The organism is Mycobacterium sp. M26 (assembly GCF_001494595.1).
GTDB lineage: Bacteria > Actinomycetota > Actinomycetes > Mycobacteriales > Mycobacteriaceae > Mycobacterium.
Window position 1 is genome coordinate 1,055,940 of the sequence record NZ_LN929908.1, and the last position, 20,175, is coordinate 1,076,114.

At 68.9% G+C, this 20,175-nt stretch carries 6 protein-coding genes; 5 read left to right on the plus strand and 1 reads right to left on the minus strand.

Annotated elements, in window-relative coordinates; genetic code table 11:
• Window positions 1-61: 61 nt before the first annotated feature.
• Window positions 62-556, minus strand: coding sequence for a DUF2505 domain-containing protein (locus BN3385_RS14460; protein ID WP_059017488.1), 495 nt, complete (start codon window positions 554-556; stop codon window positions 62-64).
• Window positions 557-655: 99 nt separating this feature from the next.
• On the opposite strand from BN3385_RS14460, the gene BN3385_RS14465 reads away from it, so the two are divergent.
• The 5 genes from BN3385_RS14465 to BN3385_RS14485 all read left to right on the plus strand — a co-directional run bounded on the left by BN3385_RS14465 (window position 656) and on the right by BN3385_RS14485 (window position 20,175).
• Window positions 656-1,414 carry a class I SAM-dependent methyltransferase gene (locus BN3385_RS14465; protein ID WP_231748736.1) on the plus strand — a complete coding sequence of 253 codons (759 nt, stop codon included), beginning with the start codon at window positions 656-658 and terminating at the stop codon, window positions 1,412-1,414.
• Window positions 1,415-1,423: 9 nt separating this feature from the next.
• A complete protein-coding gene (locus BN3385_RS14470) occupies window positions 1,424-2,701 on the plus strand; it encodes a glycosyltransferase (RefSeq protein ID WP_059017490.1) in 1,278 nt (425 codons plus the stop codon).
• A gap of 163 nt (window positions 2,702-2,864) precedes the next feature.
• The gene (locus BN3385_RS14475; RefSeq protein WP_059017491.1) at window positions 2,865-3,095 is read left to right on the plus strand and encodes an MbtH family protein; all 231 of its coding nucleotides are present in this window, start codon (window positions 2,865-2,867) and stop codon (window positions 3,093-3,095) included.
• Between the two features lie 24 nt (window positions 3,096-3,119).
• Window positions 3,120-7,661, plus strand: coding sequence for a non-ribosomal peptide synthetase (locus BN3385_RS28640; protein WP_197415217.1), 4,542 nt, complete (start codon window positions 3,120-3,122; stop codon window positions 7,659-7,661).
• On the plus strand, window positions 7,648-20,175 hold the full coding sequence (locus BN3385_RS14485; RefSeq protein ID WP_197415218.1) for a non-ribosomal peptide synthetase: 12,528 nt from the start codon (window positions 7,648-7,650) through the stop codon (window positions 20,173-20,175). The genes BN3385_RS28640 and BN3385_RS14485 overlap by 14 nt, the downstream gene beginning before the upstream one ends.

A 20,175-nucleotide genomic window follows, 5' to 3' on the forward strand; every position in this document is an offset into this window, starting at 1 on the left:
AACTGGAACACGTTCTAAGAGTCGAGGCATTGTGGCACCACGAACGTCGCAATGGGTTCGTTTAGGTGTGTTCGGCGATCCACTCCGTGGTGAACGCCAGCACCGACGGGATGCTCGCCGCCAGGCTCGAGCCGATGGTCTTCTCCAGCTGGCCACCAACCAACGGCACCTTGACCTTGACCTTCACCGCGGCCCGCAACTGCGATCCGGTACCGGCCGGGGTGAGCAGATTGTCGGCCAGGCTCGATCCCAGACCGCCGGCCGCCGACACCCGGACTTCACCGCGAACCTGCCTGTCGCCCGCGGGTTTCCATGTCTCGCTGTAGAGCAGATTCAGCTCGCCGGGCACCACCTTGGCCATCAATCCGGTCAGCCCGACGATGCGCTGGGTGAGCTTGACCGCCACGGTCCCGTCGTCGGAGACGACCAGGGAATCCAGCGTCGCGTTGCCGTCACCGGCCAGCCTGGCCAACCAATAATCCTCGCGCCCGAACGCCGCGTAGATCTGCTCGACGCGGGCGCCGGAGTCGGCGACGATGTCCAAAGAGTGCGACATAGCCGTCCATTCTTATCGCAGCGGATCGGGCCGATTCGAGCGCGACCCGGGAATTTACCCTCTTGTCAGCGCACCGGTTCTGTGGGCAGGATCGTCGCCGTGAACTTCAACGACAGGCTCACCATGTTGGTGGATGCCCTGCCCGGCGTGAACCGGATCAAAGCGGTGCAGCGCGCGCTCGACGGGCGGACCAACCCCGTCTACCTGGAGATCGGGGTCTCCAAAGGCCTGGCGTTCCGGCAGATCAGCGCAGACGAGAAGATCGCCGTCGACCCCGCGTTCCGGCTCTCGCCGGAGACCCGCGAGCAGGCGGACGCCAAGGGGCGCGCCACCCACTACTTCGAGGTCACCAGCGACGACTTCTTCGCCGAGCAGGCCGACTTCCTGGCCCAGCGGCCCATCGACGTGGCGCTGATCGACGGCATGCACACCTACGAACAGGTGGTGCGCGACGTCGAGAACACGCTGCGGTTCCTGCGCGACGACGGCGTGATCTTCCTGCACGACTGCAACCCGCCGTTCGAACTGGCCGGCCGGCGTGCCGAGTCCTGGGACGACTTCATCGCCGGGCAGTCCGGTCCGCTGGTCATAGGACTGTGGAACGGCGACGTCTGGAAGGCGATCGTCCACCTGCGCAGCACCCGGCCGGACCTTCTGGTCGGCGTGCTCAAGTGCGACCAGGGCGTGGGCTTCGTGCGCAAGGGAGCACCGGAGACCACGCTGCCGTACTCGGTCGATCAGATCGAGGCCCTCACCTACGCCGACCTCAAGGCCGACCGCAAGCGGTTGCTCAACCTGAAGTCGCCGCGCTATCTCGACGAGTTCCTCAGCGCGGGCGCCGGTTCTGCCCGCAACTGACATCCCACGATGAAATTCGTGCTGGCGACGTGGGGGAGTCGCGGCGATATCGAGCCGAGCCTCGCCGTCGGCCGGGAACTGGTGCGGCGCGGCCATGAGGTGATCATGGCCGTGCCACCGGACCTGGTGGACTTCACCGCGGCAGCCGGGCCGACCGCGGTGGCGTTCGGCCCGAAGTCGCGCGCCATCCTCGATGCCCACCGCGACTTCTGGACCTGCTTCTTCAGCAGCCCGTGGAAGCTGCGCGAGATGGCCAGGGCACGCGGTGCCATCGCCGGACCGCTGCTGCAGGGGTGGCAGGAGATGAGCTCCACGCTCATGACGCTGGCCGACGGCGCGGATCTGATCTTCTCCGGCATCAACTTCGAGGACGCCGCCGCCAACGTCGCCGAGCACTACGGCATTCCGCTGGCCACGCTGCACTACTTCCCGTTGCGGCCCAACGGCCAGGTGCTGCCGTTCCTGCCATCGAAGCTGGGCCGCGCGGTGGTCAAGGCGTTCTGGTGGGTGTCGTGGCGGGGGACGAAGAAGGTCGAAGACACCCAGCGCCGCGAGCTCAGCCTGCCCGCGGCGAAGGGGTCGGCACCCCGGCGGATCACCGAGCGCGGGTCGCTGGAGGTCCAGGCCTACGACGCCGCATGCTTCCCAGGCCTGGCCGAGGAGTGGGCCGCCTTCGACCGGCAGCGCCCCTTCGTCGGCACCCTGACCCTGGAACTGGCCACCGACACCGATGACGAAGTGGCGTCGTGGATCGCCGCCGGCACCCCGCCGATCTTCTTCGGGTTCGGCAGCATCCCCGTCGAATCCCCGGCCGACACCATCGCCATGATCTCGGCGGCCTGCGCGCGGCTCGGGGAGCGGGCCCTGATCGGGGCGGCCGGCACCGACTTCGGCGACGTCGAGCTTCCGGAGAACGTCAAGGTGGTCGGCGTGCTGAACTACGCGACGGTGTTCCCCGCCTGTCGCGCGGTGGTCCACCACGGCGGATCGAGCACCACGCCGATCGTCATGCGGGCCGGCGTGCCCCAGCTGATTCTGTACTGGGACATGGTGCACGCGATCTACGGCGCCGCCGTCAAGCGTTTGAGGGTCGGCACCGCGCGGCGGTTCTCGACCGCCACCGAGGAGTCGCTGGTCACCGACCTGAGGGCGATTCTCGCCCCGGACTCGGTGGCCAGGGCCCGCGAGTTGGCCACCCACATCACCGAACCGGCGAAGAGCGCTGCGGCGGCGGCGGACGCATTACAAGATTTCGCTCAATCACACCAGTCCCGTTTATCTGAATAAGCATCATTCCTGCTCAGGCCAATTTCCGAATACCGCCCCTGATGTGCTCAAATAATTGCTGCTAATCGTGACTGGGGTCACACGCAACTGCGTGACAGCGGTCACATCACGACGTATGGTTTAGAACTTGTTCCAGTTATTGACGCAATAGTCGGGAGACTTGGTGAGCATCAATCCGTTTGACGACGACGGCGGCAGCTTTTTCGTCTTGGTCAACGACGAGGAACAGCACAGTTTGTGGCCGGCCTTTGCCGATCTGCCAGCGGGTTGGCGCGTGGTGTTCGGTGAAGCCGATCGGGCCGCATGCCTGGAGTACATCGAGACGAACTGGACCGATATCCGGCCCAAGACATTGCGAGAGAGGTTAGCCGGGGCCCCAGCGGACGGTCGCTGAGTTACGCAGGTGCCGGGGATATCCATGGAACGTGACGATCGCACGCTGCCTTTGACGCGCGCGCAACTAGACATCTGGCTTGACCAGGAGATGGGCCACTCCGGTACGGAATGGCAGGTCGGTCTGCTGGTTCACATCGAGGGCGCCGTCGACCTCGACGCCCTGCAGTGGTCGATCACCCGCGTCATGCAGGAAGCCGAGCCGCTGCGGGTCACCTGCTTCGAGGACGACGGCCAGGTCTTCCAGCGGCCGGTCGAGTACCCGGAGATCGACATCGAGTTCCACGACCTGACCGGCACCGAGGATCCGGTGGCCGAGGCGCGGGCGCGGGCGCTGGCGATCCAGCGCACCCCGATGCCGTTCTCCGGGCCGCTGTTCCGCTACGCGATCTTCCAGACCCGCGCCGCCGAGTACTACGTGTTCGGCTGTTTCCACCACATCGTGATGGACGCCGCGGGCATCGGTCTGTTCGGCAACCGCGTCGCTGCCGTGTACTCCGCGATCGTCACGGGTGAACCCATCCCGCCGGCGTACTTCGGCTCGCTGCAGGATCTGGTCGACTTCGAGTCGGCCTACGAGGCGTCGCCCGACTACGCCGCCGACCTGGCCTACTGGACCGAGAACCTGCCCGCCGAGTCCGGTTCTGCCAACCCGTCGACCCCGGTGTCCGACGAGCAAGATCCGAACTTCAGCTCCGCGCCGGTCGAGCTGGACCCCGCCGTGCTGCGCCGGGTCCAGCAGCTCGCTGACCGCTGGAACATGCCGCGCTCGTCGGTGATCACCGCCGCCTCGGCGATCCTCATGCGTCCGTGGTGCGCCGAAGGTTCCGAGGTGGTCCTCGACTTCCCGGTCGGCCGCCGGGTGGCGCCGGAAGCCAAGACCATGCCGGGCATGGTGGCCGGTGTGGTGCCGCTGGTGCTGCAGGTCGCCGCGGGGTCCAGCGTCACGGACTTCTGCGCCCACGTCGACGCGCGGATCCGCGAGGCCCTCGAACACCAGCGGTTCCCGGTGCAGGCCCTCGGCCGCAAGGCGCACCTGCGCAACTCGGGCCAGTCGGCCGAACGGGTGGTCGTCGACTTCTTCCCGAACGCGTTCGCCCTCGACTTCGGCGGGATCGACGCCACCGCGACGATGACCAACTCCGGATTCGTCGGCGACTTCGGCCTGATCTTCTCCGGCGTGGGCGACGAGCTGTTCCTCGGCACGCTCGGCGCCGGCCGGCTGTTCGCGAAGTTCGACGCCTCCGATCTGGCCCGCCGCCTGGAACGGGTACTGGTGGCCATGACGGCCGACCCGGCCCGCCGGCTTTCCACGGTCGACGTGCTGGATGCCGCCGAGCACGACCGCTCCGATGAGGCCGGCAATCGCGCGGTGCTGTCCCGGGCACAGAGCGCACCGGTATCGATCGCGGCCGAGTTCGCCGCCCAGGTGGCGCGTACCCCGGATGCGGTCGCTCTGACCGCCGACGGGCAGTCGCTGGCGTACCGGGAACTCGACGACGCGTCGAACCGGTTGGCGCATGCGCTGACGAGCCACGGCGTGGGACCCGGGCAGCGGGTCGCCGTTCTGCTGCCGCGGTCCGTCGGATCCATCGTCGCGATCCTGGCCGCGGTGAAAATCGGCGCGGCCTACGTGCCGATCGACCCGGCGGTGCCCGTCACCCGCATGGACTTCGTGCTCGACGACTCCGCACCGGCCGCCGTCATCACCAACTCCGACCTCGCCGGCCGCCTCGACGGTCGAGAGGTGCTCGTTGTCAGCGTCGACGACCTGGACCTGGCCGGCCACCCGGGCACCGCGGTGCCCGAGCCGTCGGCCGACGACACGGCCTACATCATCTACACCTCGGGCACCACCGGTAAGCCCAAGGGCGTGGCGATTCCGCAGCGCAACGTCACCCGGCTGTTGGAGACCCTGGACGCCGAGATGAACCTGGCGGGCCTGGTATGGAGCCAGTGCCACTCGCTGGCGTTCGACTACTCGGTGTGGGAGATCTGGGGTCCGCTGCTCTACGGCGGCCGCCTGGTCGTGGTGCCCGATGCCGTGGTCCGCTCGCCGGAAGACTTCCTGGCGCTGCTGGTCGACGAACAGGTCAGCGTGCTCAGCCAGACGCCGTCGGCGTTCTATGCCCTGCAGGCCGCCGACGCGCTCAACCCCGAACTCGGCGGCCGGCTGGCGCTGCAGGCCGTGGTGTTCGGTGGGGAAGCCCTTGAGCCGCAACGCCTTCGGGGCTGGCTGGACAACCATCCGCACGCCCCGCGGCTGATCAACATGTACGGCATCACCGAGACCACGGTGCACGCGTCGTTCCGCGAGATCACCGCCGCCGACGTCGAGACCGCCGTCAGCCCGATCGGTGTGCCCCTGGCGCATCTGGGTTTCTTCGTCCTCGACGCCTGGCTGCAGCCGGTGCCCGCTGGTGTGGTCGGCGAGCTGTACGTGGCCGGCGCCGGCCTGGCCGACGGGTACGTGGGCCGGCCCGGGCTGAGCGCGACCCGGTTCGTGGCGTGCCCGTTCGGTGAGCCCGGTGCCCGGATGTACCGCACCGGTGACCTGATGTGGTGGGGTGCCGACGGGCAACTGCGCTACGTCGGCCGGGCCGACGAGCAGGTCAAGATCCGCGGTTACCGCATCGAACTCGGCGAGGTCCAGGCTGCGCTGAGTGCGGTTGACGGGGTGGGCCACGCCGAGGTGATCGTGCGCGAGGACCGCCCCGGCGACAAGCGCCTGGTCGGCTACGCCACCGGTGACGTCGACCCCGCCGCAGTGCGGACCGCGATGGCCGCCCGTCTGCCGGAGTACATGGTGCCCGCCGCGATCGTGGTGATCGACGCGATGCCACTGACGGTCAACGGCAAGCTCGACAAGCGGGCGCTGCCCGCCCCGGAGTATCAGGACAGCGAGTCCTACCGCCCGCCCGCCGACGCCGTAGAGCAGATCCTGGCCGATATCTACGCCCAGGTGCTGGGTCTGGACCGGGTCGGTGTCGACGAGTCGTTCTTCGAACTCGGCGGCGACAGCATCCTGTCGATGCAGGTGGTTGCCCGGGCCCGGGCCGCCGGTGTGCTGTGCCGCCCGCGCGACATCTTCGTCGAGCAGACCGTGGCCCGGCTGGCGCGGGTCGCCACCGTCAGCGACGGCTCGACCGATGTGGTTGACGAGGGTATCGGAGCGGTGCAGGCCACCCCGATCATCCGCTGGCTGCAAGACGTTCCCGGCCCGACCGGCCAGTTCAACCAGACCTTCCTCATCCAGGCACCCGAGGGTGTCGGCGAGGCCGATGTGGTGGCGGTGCTGCAGGCGCTGCTCGACCGGCACGCCATGCTGCGGGTGCGGGTCGGCGACGACCGCTCGCTGACGGTGCCGGAGCCCGGGTCCGTTGCTGCGCAGTCACTGCTGAGCACCACCGACGTCGTCACCGACGAGGCGGTGGCTGCGGCGCGGTCGCGGCTGAATCCGGCTGCGGGCGTGGTGCTCTCGGCGCTGTGGGCCACCGAAACCCGGCAGCTGGCGCTGATCATCCACCACCTCGCCGTGGACGGCGTCTCCTGGCGGATCCTGCTCGGGGATCTCAATGTCGCCTGGACGCAGCACCGCAGCGGGCACGACATCGTGCTGCCCGACCCGGGAACCTCGTTCCAGCGTTGGGCCACAATCCTTTCCGGGCATGCCCACGACGACGATGTGGTGGCGCAGGCGCGGACCTGGAAGCAGATGGCGAAGGTGCCCGCGGCGTTGCCGCCGGTGCAGCCGGAGGTCGACACCCTCGAGAACGCCGGGACGCTGTCCTTCGACCTCGACGCCGAGACCACCCGCACGCTGCTCGGTGAGGTACCGGCCGCTTTCCATGCCGGGATCCACGAAATCCTGTTGATCACCTTCGCGCTGGCGGCCGACGTTGTCTTCGGCACCGGCGGGGGCACCGTCACCATCGACGTGGAAGGCCACGGCCGCGAGGAGGAACTGGCACCCGAAGTCGACCTGTCCCGCACCGTCGGCTGGTTCACCACCAAGTACCCGGTGGCGCTGACACTCGACGCGCTGGACTGGTCGCAGGTCTCCAACGGCAGCGCCGCGTTGGGCAGCCTGGTCAAGGACGCCAAGGAACAACTGCGCGCTCTGCCCGACGGCTTGACCTACGGTCTGCTGCGCTACCTCAACGACGAGGTGGACCTCGACGGGGATGATCCGGCGATCGGCTTCAACTATCTCGGCCGCATCGGCGGCGCCGCAGTGGCCGAGGACATCTGGGAGATGCGACAGGACGACTGGTCGGTCACCAGCGCCGCCGCCTCGATCCCGATGCCGTTGGTGCACACCCTGGAACTCAACGCCGGCGTCGTCGACACCGGTGCCGAACCGCAACTGCGGGCCCAGTGGACGTGGGCGAAATCCGTGCTCAACGACAAGCAGGTCACCCATCTGAGCAAGCTGTGGTTCGACGCCCTCAAGGGTGTGTGCGCGCATGTCGCCGGCGGCGGTGGGGGCCTGACGCCGTCGGACATCGCAGTGGGACTGAGTCAGCAGCAAATCGACGAGCTTCAGCGCCAATATGCGGATCGCTGACGTCCTACCGCTGACACCCCTGCAGCAGGGGTTGCTGTTCCACGCCAGCACGGCGCAGGGCAGTGACGATGTGTACGCGGTGCAGCTGCAGATCTCGGTGGAAGGCCTGCTCGATCAGCACCGACTGCACGACGCGGTCAACGCGGTGGTGGCTCGGCACCCCAACCTCGCCGCCCGGTTCTCCGACAAGTTCGACGTGCCTGTCCAGATCATCCCGGGAGATCCCGAAGCACCCTGGCGCTTCGTCGAATTGGCGGCCGGTGACGTCGACGCGCAGATCGAGCAGATCTGCGCGCAGGAGCGGGCCGCGGTCAGTGAACTCGCCGACCAGCCACCGTTCCGGGCCGCCCTGGTGCGGATCGCACCCGACCAGCACCGGTTGGTGCTCACCAACCACCACATCGTGCTCGACGGCTGGTCACTGCCGATCTTGCTCGGGGAGATCTTCGCCGGGTACTACGGCCAGCGGCTGCCACCGGCCATCCCGTACCGCAGATTCGTCAACTGGCTGGCCGGCCGCGACCTCGATGCCGCCCGCACCGCCTGGGGTGAGGTGCTGTCCGGGTTCGAGACGCCCACCCTGGTGGGTCCGGCCGACCGGATGGAGACCGGCAGCCGCACCGTCGAATCCTTCGTGGTGCCCGAGGACATCACCCGGGCCCTCGGCGAGCTGGCGCGCTCCCAGCACACCACCGTCAGTACTGTTCTGCAGGCTGGCTTTTCGCAGCTGCTGATGTCCCTGACCGGACAACACGACGTCACGTTCGGCACCACGGTGTCGGGCCGCCCCGACGAACTCTTCGGCGCGGACAACATGGTCGGGCTGTTCATCAACACCGTGCCGGTGCGGGCCACCGCCACTGCCACGACCACCACCGCGGACCTGCTCGAGCAGCTGCAGAACTCCTACAGCCACACCCTGGACCACCAGCACTTAGCGCTGGCCGAGATCCATCGGATCACCGGGCAGGACCATCTGTTCGACACGTTCTTCGTCTACGAGAACTACCCGCTGGACGCCGCCGGACTCTCCGGCGGTGACGGGCTGGCGATCACCGACATCACCCATCGCGAGTACAACCACTATCCGATTGCGGTACAAGCACTTCCGGGCACCGAACTGAGCCTGCGCGTCGAGTTCGACACCGACGTGTTCTCGGTGGCCGACGTGCACTCGATCATCGAGCGGTTCACCCGGCTGCTGGCCGCGATGGTCGCTGACCCGAACCGGCCGCTGTCCGCGATCGACGTCCTCGACGCCGATGGGCACGCCCGCCTGGACGGCTGGACCAACCGGGCCGTGCTCGACAAGCCTGCTGCCACAGTGCAATCCATCCCGGCGCTGTTCGCCGCCCAGGTGGCGCGGGTGCCCGACTCGCTGGCGCTGACCTGCGACGGGCAGTCGATGACCTACCGCGAACTCGACGAGGCGTCCAACCGGGTCGCCCACCTGCTGGCCGCGCGCGGGGTAGGCCCGGGCCAGCGGGTCGCGCTGCTGTTCACCCGGTCGTCCCAGGCGATCGTCGCGATCCTCGGCGTGCTGAAGGCCGGTGCGGCCTACGTGCCGATCGACCCCGCGGTGCCGTTGACCCGCATGGAATTCATGCTCGGCGACAGCCTGCCGGTGGCCGCCATCACCACCACCGACCTCGCCGACCGGCTCACCGAGTACGACCTGAGCGTGATCGACATCAACGATCCCGCCGTCGCGGCCCAGCCGACCACCGCCCCGCCTGCGCCCGCACCGGACGATATGGCCTACATCATCTACACCTCCGGCACCACCGGCGTGCCCAAGGGTGTGGCCATCACCCACCGCAATGTGATCGGGCTGCTGGACTCGCTGGACACCGAGCTGATCCCCGAACAGGTGTGGTCGCAGTGGCATTCGCTGGCGTTCGACGTGTCGGTGTGCGAGATCTGGGGTGCGCTGCTCTACGGCGGCCGGCTGGTCGTGGTACCCGAGTCGATCGCGCGGTCTCCCGAGGAGTTCCACGCGCTGCTGGCCGCCGAGCAGGTCAATGTGCTCAGCCAGACCCCGTCGGCGTTCTACGCGCTGCAGTCCGCCGACGTACAGCAGCCCGAGATCGCGCGCCAGCTTCAGCTCTCGGCGGTCATCTTCGCCGGTGAGGCCTTGGAGCCGCAGCGGCTCACCCAATGGGTGCAGGACCACCCGGACGCACCGCGACTGCTCAACCTCTACGGCACCACCGAAACCACGGTGCACGCGTCGTTCCGGGAGATCTTCGCCGCCGACACCGCGAACCTGGCCAGCCCCATCGGTGTTCCGATGGACCACCTCGCATTCTTCGTCCTCGACACTTGGCTGCGCCCGGTGGCCCCCGGCGTGGTCGGTGACCTGTACGTGGCCGGTTCCGGTGCGGGGCTGGGGTATTGGCGCCGCCCGGGCCTGACCGCATCCCGGTTCGTCGCCTGCCCGTTCGGCGGCGAGGGTGCTCGGATGTACCGCACCGGCGACCTGGTCTACTGGGGCACCGACGGAGAACTGCGCTACGTCGGTCGCGCCGACGAGCAGGTCAAGATCCGCGGCTTCCGCATCGAACTCGGCGAGGTGCGCGCCGCGCTGGCCGCCCTCGACGGTGTCACCCAGGCCGAGGTGATCGCCCGCGAGGACCGCCCCGGCGACAAGCGTCTGGTGGGCTATGTGACCGGCGCCGTCGAGCCGGCCGAGCTGCGCGCCCGGCTGGGGGAGAAGCTGCCCGCCTACATGGTGCCGTCGGCGATCGTTGTGCTGCAGGCACTTCCGCTGACCGTCAACGGCAAGCTCGACAAGCGCGCACTGCCCGCCCCGGAGTACCAGGACGGGGAGGACTACCAGGCGCCGGCCACCGCGGTCGAGGAGATCCTGTCGGGGATCTACGCCCAGGTGCTCGACGTCGAACGGGTGGGCCGCGACCAGTCGTTCTTCGATTTGGGTGGTGATTCGCTGTCGGCGATGCGGCTGGTGGCCGCGGTCAACGCCGCATTGGATGCCGGGCTGTCGGTGCGCACCCTGTTCGAGGCGCCCACCGTCGCCCAACTGGCCCCCCGCATCCGCGGTGGCGAGAGCGAACTCGAACCTCTCACCGCTGCCGAGCAACGCCCCGATGTGGTGCCACTGTCGTTCTCGCAGAACCGGTTGTGGTTCCTCGACCAACTGCAGGGCGCCTCACCGGCCTACAACATGGCCGTCGGTCTGCGGCTGCAGGGCCCGGTGAACGTCGAGGCACTCGGCGCCGCCCTGGCCGACGTGGTAGCCCGTCACGAAACCCTGCGGACCGTGTTCACCGCCCCGGGCGGCGTACCCCAGCAGGTGGTGGTGCCCGCCGAGCAGGCCGACTTCGGCTGGGAGGTCGTCGACGCCACCGGCTGGACCGAGGCGCAACTGGACGAGGCCATCGACGCGGTGGCCAGCCACGCGTTCGACCTGGCCACCGAAATCCCCATGCAGTCAAGGCTTTTCCGGATCAGCGACAGCGACCACGTCGTCGTATCGGTGGCCCACCACATCGCCGCCGACGGCCTGTCGATCTCGCCCCTGGTCCGCGATCTGGGCGTGGCCTACGTCAGCCGCTCGATGGGGCTGCCGCCGTTCTGGTCCGACCTGCCGGTCCAGTACATCGACTACACGCTGTGGCAGCGTCAGCAGTTCGGTGATCTCGACGACGACAACAGCCTGATCGCCGCCCAGCTGGCCTACTGGGAGAAGGCACTGGCGGGGATGCCCGAGCGGGTGCAGCTGCCCACCGACCGGCCCTACCCGCCGGTGGCCGACCAGCGTGGCGAGAACATCGTCATCGACTGGCCCCCCCCCGCCCGGCCCTACCCGCCGGTGGCCGACCAGCGTGGCGAGAACATCGTCATCGACTGGCCCGCCGAACTGCAGACCCAGATCGCCCGGGTGGCCCGCGAACACAACGCCACCAGCTTCATGGTCATCCAGGCCGCCCTCGCGGTGTTGCTGAGCAAGCTCAGCGCGACAACCGATGTGGCCGTAGGCTTCCCGATCGGCGGACGCCGCGACCCCGCACTCGACGACCTGGTGGGTTTCTTCGTCAACACCCTGGTGTTGCGGGTGGACGTGAACGGTGATCCCACCGTCGCCGAACTGCTCGCCCAGGTGCGCGCCCGCAGTCTGGCCGCCTTCGAGCACCAGGACGTGCCCTTCGAGGTAGTGGTCGAACGGCTCAACCCCACCCGCTCGCTCACCCACCACCCGCTGGTGCAGGTGATGCTGTCCTGGCGCAACCTGCCCGCCGAAGCCAGCGACGACATCGTGATGGCCCTGGGTGATCTGCAGATCACCCAGATCCCGCTGGAAACCCATACCGCCAAAGTCGATTTGGCCTTCTCGCTGGCCGAGCGGTGGACGCGGGCCGGTGAAGCCACCGGCATCGGTGGCGTGGTGGAGTTCCGCACCGACGTCTTCGACGCCGCCAGCATCGAGGCGATGGTGCAGCGGCTGCAGCGGGTGCTGGCGTCGATGACCGCCGACCCGAGTCGCCGGCTGTCCTCGGTGGATCCCCTGACCGAGACCGAGCACGCCCACCTCGACGAGGTCGGCAACCGCGCGGTGCTCAGCGCACCGGCACCCCCGGACAAGTCGGTGCCCGAGCTGTTCTCCGAGCAGGTCGCCCGCGCACCGCAGGCGGTGGCGCTGGTCGCGGGGGAGACCTCGCTGACCTACGCCGAACTCGACGAAGCCGCAAACCGGTTGGCGCATGTGCTGACCGACCGCGGTGTCGGCGCGGGCTCGTGTGTGGGCCTGCTGCTGGAGCGCTCCACCGAGGCTGTCGTGGTGATGCTGGCCGCACTCAAGACCGGGGCCGCCTATCTGGCGATCGACCCCGCGTTGCCGGAGGGCCGGATCGACTTCATGCTCGCCGACGCCGCCCCGGGCATCATCGTCACCACCGCCGCCCTGCGCCCGCGGCTCGACGCCGACCTGGCCGTCCTCGACATCGCCGACCCTGCCATTGCGGCCGCGCCGGCCACCGCGCTGCCGGCACCGGACCCCGGCAACGTGGCCTACCTGATTTACACCTCGGGTACCACCGGCACGCCCAAGGGGGTGGCGGTCACCCACCGCAACCTCGCGCACCTGCCCGCGTCTACGCCGGAAACGCTTCCCGCCGAACAGGTGTGGACCCAGTGCCACTCGTATGCCTTCGACTTTTCGGTCTGGGAGATCTGGGCTGCGCTGCTCGGCGGCGGCCGCCTGGTCGTGGTACCCGAGTCCGTCGTCGGCGCGCCCGACGAGTTCCACGACCTGCTGATCGCCACCGAGGTCAACGTCCTGACCCAAACCCCGTCGGCGGTGACCGCATTGTCGCCGCAGGGGCTCGAGTCGGTGGCGCTGCTGCTCGGCGGCGAGGCCTGCTCGGCCGAGGTGGTCGACCAATGGGCGCCGGGCCGGGTGGTCATCAACGCCTACGGACCCACCGAGGCCACCGTGTACGCGTCGATGAGCGCACCCGTGACCGTGGGATCCGGCGCCGCACCGATCGGCTTCCCGGTGTCGACGGCCGCGCTGTTCGTGCTCGACGAGTGGCTGCGGCCGGTTCCCACCGGCGTGGTCGGCGAACTGTATGTGGCCGGCCGCGGTGTGGCGATGGGATATCTGGGCCGCTCCGGACTGACCGCGTCGCGCTTCATTGCCTCGCCGTTCGGCGGACCGGGCACCCGGATGTACCGCACCGGTGACCTGGTGCGCTGGCGGGCCGACGGCCAACTGCAGTACATCGGCCGCGCCGACGAGCAGGTCAAAATCCGCGGCTACCGCATCGAACCCGGTGAGGTCCAGGCCGCGCTGGCCGCCCTCGACGGCGTGGAACAGGCGGTGGTGATCGCCCGCGAGGACCGCCCCGGCGACAAGCGTCTGGTCGGCTACCTGGTGGGCACTGCAGAACCGGCCAAGGCCCGCGCGGCGCTGGCTGAACGGCTGCCCGCCTACATGGTTCCCGCCGCGGTCATCGCGATCGACGCACTGCCGCGCACCGTCAACGGCAAGCTCGACACCCGCGCACTGCCGGCACCGGAATACCGCGACGGCGAGAACTACCGCGCCCCGTCCACGGCCACCGAGGAGATTCTCGCCGGCATCTTCGCCCACGTGCTCGGCGTCGACCGGGTGGGCGTCGACGACTCGTTCTTTGACCTTGGCGGCGACTCACTGTCGGCGATGCGGCTGGTGGCCGCGGTGAACAGCGCTGTGGAAGCCGGACTTTCGGTTCGCACCCTGTTCGAGGCGCCCACCGTCGCCCAACTCGCGCCGCGGGTCGCCGGCGGGCATGAGCAGTTGGAGCCGCTCACTGCCGGTGAGCGCCCCGACGTCATCCCGCTGTCATTCGCCCAGAACCGGTTGTGGGTCATCGACCAGCTGCAGGGGCCGTCGCCGATCTACAACATCGCGGTGGCGCTGAGTATCCGCGGCTACCTAGACTCTGACGCGCTCGGTGCTGCACTGGCCGATGTGGTGGACCGCCAGCAGAGCCTGCGCACTCTGTTCCCGGCCGCCGACGGGGTGCCGCACCAGGTGGTGATCCCGGCCGCGCAGGCCGACTTCGGCTGGGAGGTCGTCGAGGCCGACGGCTGGGGTGAGCCGCATCTCGACGAAGCCGTCGAGCACGTCGCGGCGCACGCCTTCGACCTTGCGACCGAGATTCCGTTGCGGGCCAAGCTGTTCCGACTCGCCGACGACGAGCATGTGCTGGTGGCGGTGGTACACCACATCGCCGCCGACGGCGCCTCGATCGCGCCGCTGGTCTCCGATCTCGGTGTCGCCTACGCCGCCCGCACCGCCGGCGAGGCTCCCGGCTGGGCCGACCTGGACGTGCAGTACGTCGACTACACGCTCTGGCAGCGTTCGCAATTGGGCGACCTGTCCGACAGCGACAGCCGCATCGCCGCTCAGCTGGGCTACTGGGACACCGCGCTGGCGGGGATGCCCGAACACCTGCAGCTGCCGGCCGATCGACCCTACCCGCCGGTCGCGGACTACCACGGCGCGAGCGTGCCCGTCGACTGGCCCGCCCACCTCCAGCAGCAGATCGCAACGCTGGCCCGCGAGCACAATGCCACCAGCTTCATGGTGGTGCAGGCCGCGCTGTCGGTGCTGCTGTCCAAGCTCAGCTCGAGTTCCGATGTGGCCGTGGGCTTTCCGATCGCCGGACGTGGGGATGCCGCCCTCGACGAGCTGGTCGGCTTCTTCGTCAACACCCTGGTGTTGCGGGTCGACCTGGCCGGTGACCCCACCGTCGAGGACGTGCTGTCCCAGGTACGCCGGCGTAGCCTGGCCGCCTACGAGCACCAGGACGTGCCGTTCGAGGTCCTGGTGGAGCGGCTCAACCCCACCCGCAGCCTGACCCACCATCCACTGGTGCAGGTGCTGCTGTCCTGGCAGAACTTCGCCTGGCAGAGCAGCCAGGCCGCCGGCCTGAACCTCGGTGACCTGGACGTCACCCCGCTGCCGGTGGACACCCACACCGCCCGGATGGACCTGTCGTTTACGCTCGCCGAGCGCTGGGATGACGCCGGCAAGCCCGCCGGTATCGGCGGCGCGGTCGAGTTCCGCACCGATGTGTTCGACGCGGCCACCATCGAGACCCTGATCGAACGGCTCGAGCGGGTGCTGGCGGCGATCACCGCCGACCCGGCACGGCGGCTCTCCTCGATCGACGTCCGCGACGCCGACGAGGTTGTCCGCCTGGATGATTGGGGCAACCGCTCTGCGCTGGACGCCCCGGTCGCGGCTCCGGTGTCGATCGCCGAGAAGTTCGACGCCCAGGTCGCGGCGACACCTGAGGCGGTGGCGGTGCGCAGCGAGGGTGTGTCGCTGACCTATCGAGAACTCGACGAGGCAGCCACCCGGCTGGCGCATGTGCTGGCCGAGCGCGGGGTGCGAGCAGGGCAGCGGGTCGCGCTGCTGCTGCCGCGGACCGCCCGCGCGATCGTCGCGATGGTCGCGGTGGTCAAGACCGGCGCCACCTATGTACCGATCGACCCGGCGGTGCCGGAAGCCCGGATGAACTTCGTCCTCGACGACTCCGCCCCGATCGCCGCGATCACCATCACCGAACTCACCGACCGGCTGGCCGGCCGTGACCTGGCGGTTGTCGACCTCGACGCCCTCGACACCGAAACCGGCAGCGCCACAACGCTGTCCGGTCCGGCGCCCGACGACATCGCCTACATCATCTACACCTCCGGCACCACCGGAACCCCGAAGGGTGTGGCGATCCCGCACCGCAACGTCACCCGGCTGCTGGACACCCTCGACGCCGACATGGGCCTGCCCGGCCACGTCTGGTCGCAATGCCATTCGCTGGCGTTCGATTTCTCGGTGTGGGAGATCTGGGGTGCCCTGCTCTACGGCGGTCGCGTGGTCGTCGTCCCCGACGTGGTGGTCCGCTCCCCGGAGGATCTGCTGGCGCTGCTGGTCAGCGAAGAGGTCACCGTCCTGAGCCAGACGCCTTCGGCGTTCTACGCCCTGCAGGCCGCGGAAGCCGCCGCGCCCGAACTCGGCCGCCAGCTCACCCTGCAGGCCGTCGTGTACGGCGGTGAAGCCCTTGAGCCGCAACGGCTCCGGGGCTGGCTGGACAACCACCCCGAGTTGCCGCGGCTGCTGAACCTGTACGGCATCACCGAGACCACGGTGCATGCGTCGTTCCGCGAGATCACCGTCGCTGACGTCGACAGCGTGGCCAGCCCGATCGGCGTCCCGCTGAGGCATCTGGGCTTCTTCGTTCTCGACCGTGCGCTGCAGCCGGTTCCCGTCGGAGTGGTGGGGGAGCTGTACGTGGCCGGTGCCGGCCTGGCCGCCGGCTATGTGGGCCGCCCCGGCCTGAGTGCCACCCGTTTCGTCGCCTGCCCGTTCGGTGAGCCCGGTGCCCGGATGTACCGCACCGGTGACCTGATGTGGTGGGGAGCCGATGGGCAGTTGCGTTACGTCGGCCGGGCCGACGAGCAGGTCAAGATCCGCGGTTACCGCATCGAACTTGGTGAGATCCAGGCCGCGCTGGCCGCGCTCGACGGCGTCAGCCAGGCGACCGTCATCGTGCGCGAGGACCGCCCCGGCGACAAGCGACTGGTCGGCTACATCGTGGGCGACGCCGATCCCGCGGCGTTGCGAGCCACCCTGTCCGAACGGCTGCCGTCCTACATGGTGCCGACTGCCATCGTCACGCTGGCCGCGTTGCCGTTGACCGTCAACGGCAAGCTTGACACCAAAGCCCTGCCTGCCCCGGAGTATCAGGACGCCGAGTCCTACCGCGCCCCGGCCGATGCCGTCGAGGAGATCCTGGCCGACATCTACGCCCAGGTGCTCGGACTGGACCGCGTCGGCGTCGACGAATCGTTCTTCGAACTCGGTGGCGACAGCATCCTGTCGATGCAGGTGGTGGCCCGCGCTCGGGCCGCAGGCCTGGTCTTCCGGCCGCGCGACATCTTCGTCGAACACACCGTGGCCCGGCTGGCCCGGGTGGCCGCCGTCGCTGTCGAGGACGACAAGGAGATCGACGAGGGCGTGGGAGCCGTTGCGGCGACGCCGATTATCTCCTGGCTGAGCAGTGTTGAAGGGCCTATCGACCAGTTCAACCAGACCCTGGTGGTGCAGGCCCCGGTCGGGGTGACTGAAGACGATGTGGTGACCGTGCTGCAGGCCCTGCTTGACCGGCACGCCATGCTGCGCCTTCAGGTAGGCGATGACGGTGCCGGCGGATGGTCGCTGACCGTGCCCGAACCCGGCACCGTGAATGCCCGGTCCTGTGTGCAGCATGTCGACGTGGTCACCGAGGAGGCGGTGGTGGCCGCGCGCTCGCGGCTGGACCCGGCCGCCGGTGTGATGGTCAGCGCGCTATGGGAACCCTCGGTCGGCCACCTGTTGATGATCGTCCACCACCTGGCCGTCGACGGGGTGTCCTGGCGAATCCTGCTGGAGGACATCAACCTTGCCTGGGCGCAGATCCATGGCGGCCAGCCCGTGAGTCTGCACCCCGCTCGAACCTCCTTCCAGCGCTGGGCCACACTGCTCACCGAGCATGCGCACCGGCCTGAGGTGGTGGCGCAGCTGGACACCTGGAAGCAGATCGCAGCCATCCCCGCGGCGCTGCCCGCCGTGCAGCCCGAGGTGGACACCTACGCCACCGCAGGCAGCCTGTCGGTAGACCTCGACGTCACCACCACCCGGATGCTGCTCGGTGAGGTACCGGCCGCTTTCCATGCGGGAATCCACGAGATCCTGCTGATCGCGTTCGCGCTGGCGGTCGCCGAATTCGGCGGTGGTGCAGGCGGTCCCGTCGCCATCGATGTGGAAGGCCACGGCCGCAACGAGGGGCTGGCCCACGACGTCGACCTGTCCCGCACGGTCGGCTGGTTCACCACGAAGTACCCGGTGGCCGTCACCGTGGGCGGACTGGACTGGGCCCAGATCAGTTCCGGTGCAGCACCATTGGGTGCGCTCATCAAGGATGCCAAGGAACAGCTGCGGGCGCTGCCGGACGGCCTGACCTACGGCCTGTTGCGCTACCTCAACGGCGACGTCGACCTCGGTGGCGCCGACCCGGCGATCGGGTTCAACTACCTGGGCCGCCTCGGCGGTGCCGAAGCATCCGGCGACATCTGGGAGATCCGGCAGGACGGCGGGCCGGCCGCGGGTATCGCCGCGGCGATCCCGATGCCGCTCATGCACACCGTCGAACTCAACGCCGGCACGGTCGACGTCGGCTCCGGACCACAGCTGCGGGCCGGATGGACCTGGGCGCCTTCGGCGTTGACCGGAGAACAGGTCGGCCGGCTAAGCCGGTTGTGGTTCGACGCACTGGCCGGCATCTGCGCGCATGTGCGGGCCGGCGGCGGTGGTCTGACCCCGTCCGATATCGCCCCTGCGCGGTTGACCCAGCCGCAGATCGACGAACTGTGCACCACGCAGCAGATCAGCGACATCCTGCCGCTGACACCGCTGCAGGAGGGTCTGCTGTTCCACGCCGGCACCGGCGGCGGGGATGACGACGTCTACGCCGTGCAACTGAACATCACGCTCTCGGGCCGGCTCGACCAGCACCGCCTGCGCGACGCTGCCCGCACGGCCATCGGCCGCCACCCCAACCTGATGGCCCGGTTCTGCTCGCGCTTCGACCAGCCGGTCCAGCTGATTCCGGCCGACCCGGACGTGACGTGCCGCTCCATCGAGCTCGATCCGGCCGCCGGTGATCTCGAGGAGCAGATCGACCGGATCTGCGCCGCCGAACGTGCTGCCGTCTACCACCTGACCGAGCAGCCCGCGCTGCGGATCGCGCTGATCCGCATCGCCGACGACACCCACCGGTGCGTGGTGACCAACCACCACATCCTGCTCGACGGCTGGTCGCTGCCCATCCTGCTGCAGGAGATCTTCGCCGGCTACTACGGGCAGCGACTGCCCACCCCGGTTCCGTATCGCCGGTTCGTCGACTGGCTGGACAGCCGCGACCGCGACGCGGCCCGGGCCGCATGGGCCGAGGTCTTCACCGGCTTCGGTGCCCCAACCCTCGTGGGGCCGACCGATCCGTTGGGCCACGCGCCACGAAAGGTGGCTTCGCTCAAGGTGTCCGAGCACAGTACGCGTGCGCTCGGAGAGTTGGCCCGCTCGCACCACACGACGGTCAGCACCGTGTTGCAGGCGGCGTTTGCCCAGGTGCTGATGTCCATCACTGGTCACGGCGACGTAGCGTTCGGTTCGGTGGTGTCGGGCCGGCCAGCCGAAGTCACCGGTGCCGAGCAGATGGTCGGGCTGTTGATCAACACCGTGCCGGTGCGCGCCACCGTCACCGGTGAGACCACCTCATCCGACCTGCTCGACCAACTGCGCACTACGCACAACCACACGTTCGAGCACCAACACCTGGGGCTCAACGAGATTCATCGCGCCACCGGGCACCGCCAGCTGTTCGACACGGTGTTCGTCTACGAGAACTATCCGACCGACCCGGCCTCGCTGTCAGGGGTGGACGGCCTGACGATCACCGACATCGCCGCCCGCGACTACTACCACTACCCGCTGGCGGTCCAGGCGGTGCCGGGGCCGGAACTGGATCTGCGTTTCCAGTACAGCACCGCGGTGTTCGGCGCCGAGGAGATCGAGACGGTGATCGAGCGGTTCCGGCGGGTGCTGTCGGCGATGACGACCGATCCCGCTGAGCCGTTGGCGGTGGAACCCCTTGGCAGTGGTCCGGTTTCACCGGAGCAACGCCACCACCGCGTTGATGCCGATCGCGGCCCGGCGACGCTGGTCGGGCAGATCCTCACCGACATCTACATCCAGGTCCTGGGCGTCGACCGGGTGGGCGTCGACGACTCCTTCTTCGACCTCGGCGGGGACTCGCTCGCGGCATTGCGTGCCGTTGCCGCCATCAATGCCGCACTGGGCACTGACCTCGCGGCGACCATTCTGGTCGAGGAACCCTCGGTACGCGGCCTCAGTGAGCGGTTGGGCGAGGAGCCCAGCGAGCAGACCGAGGTGTCGGCCAGCGAAAGCTGA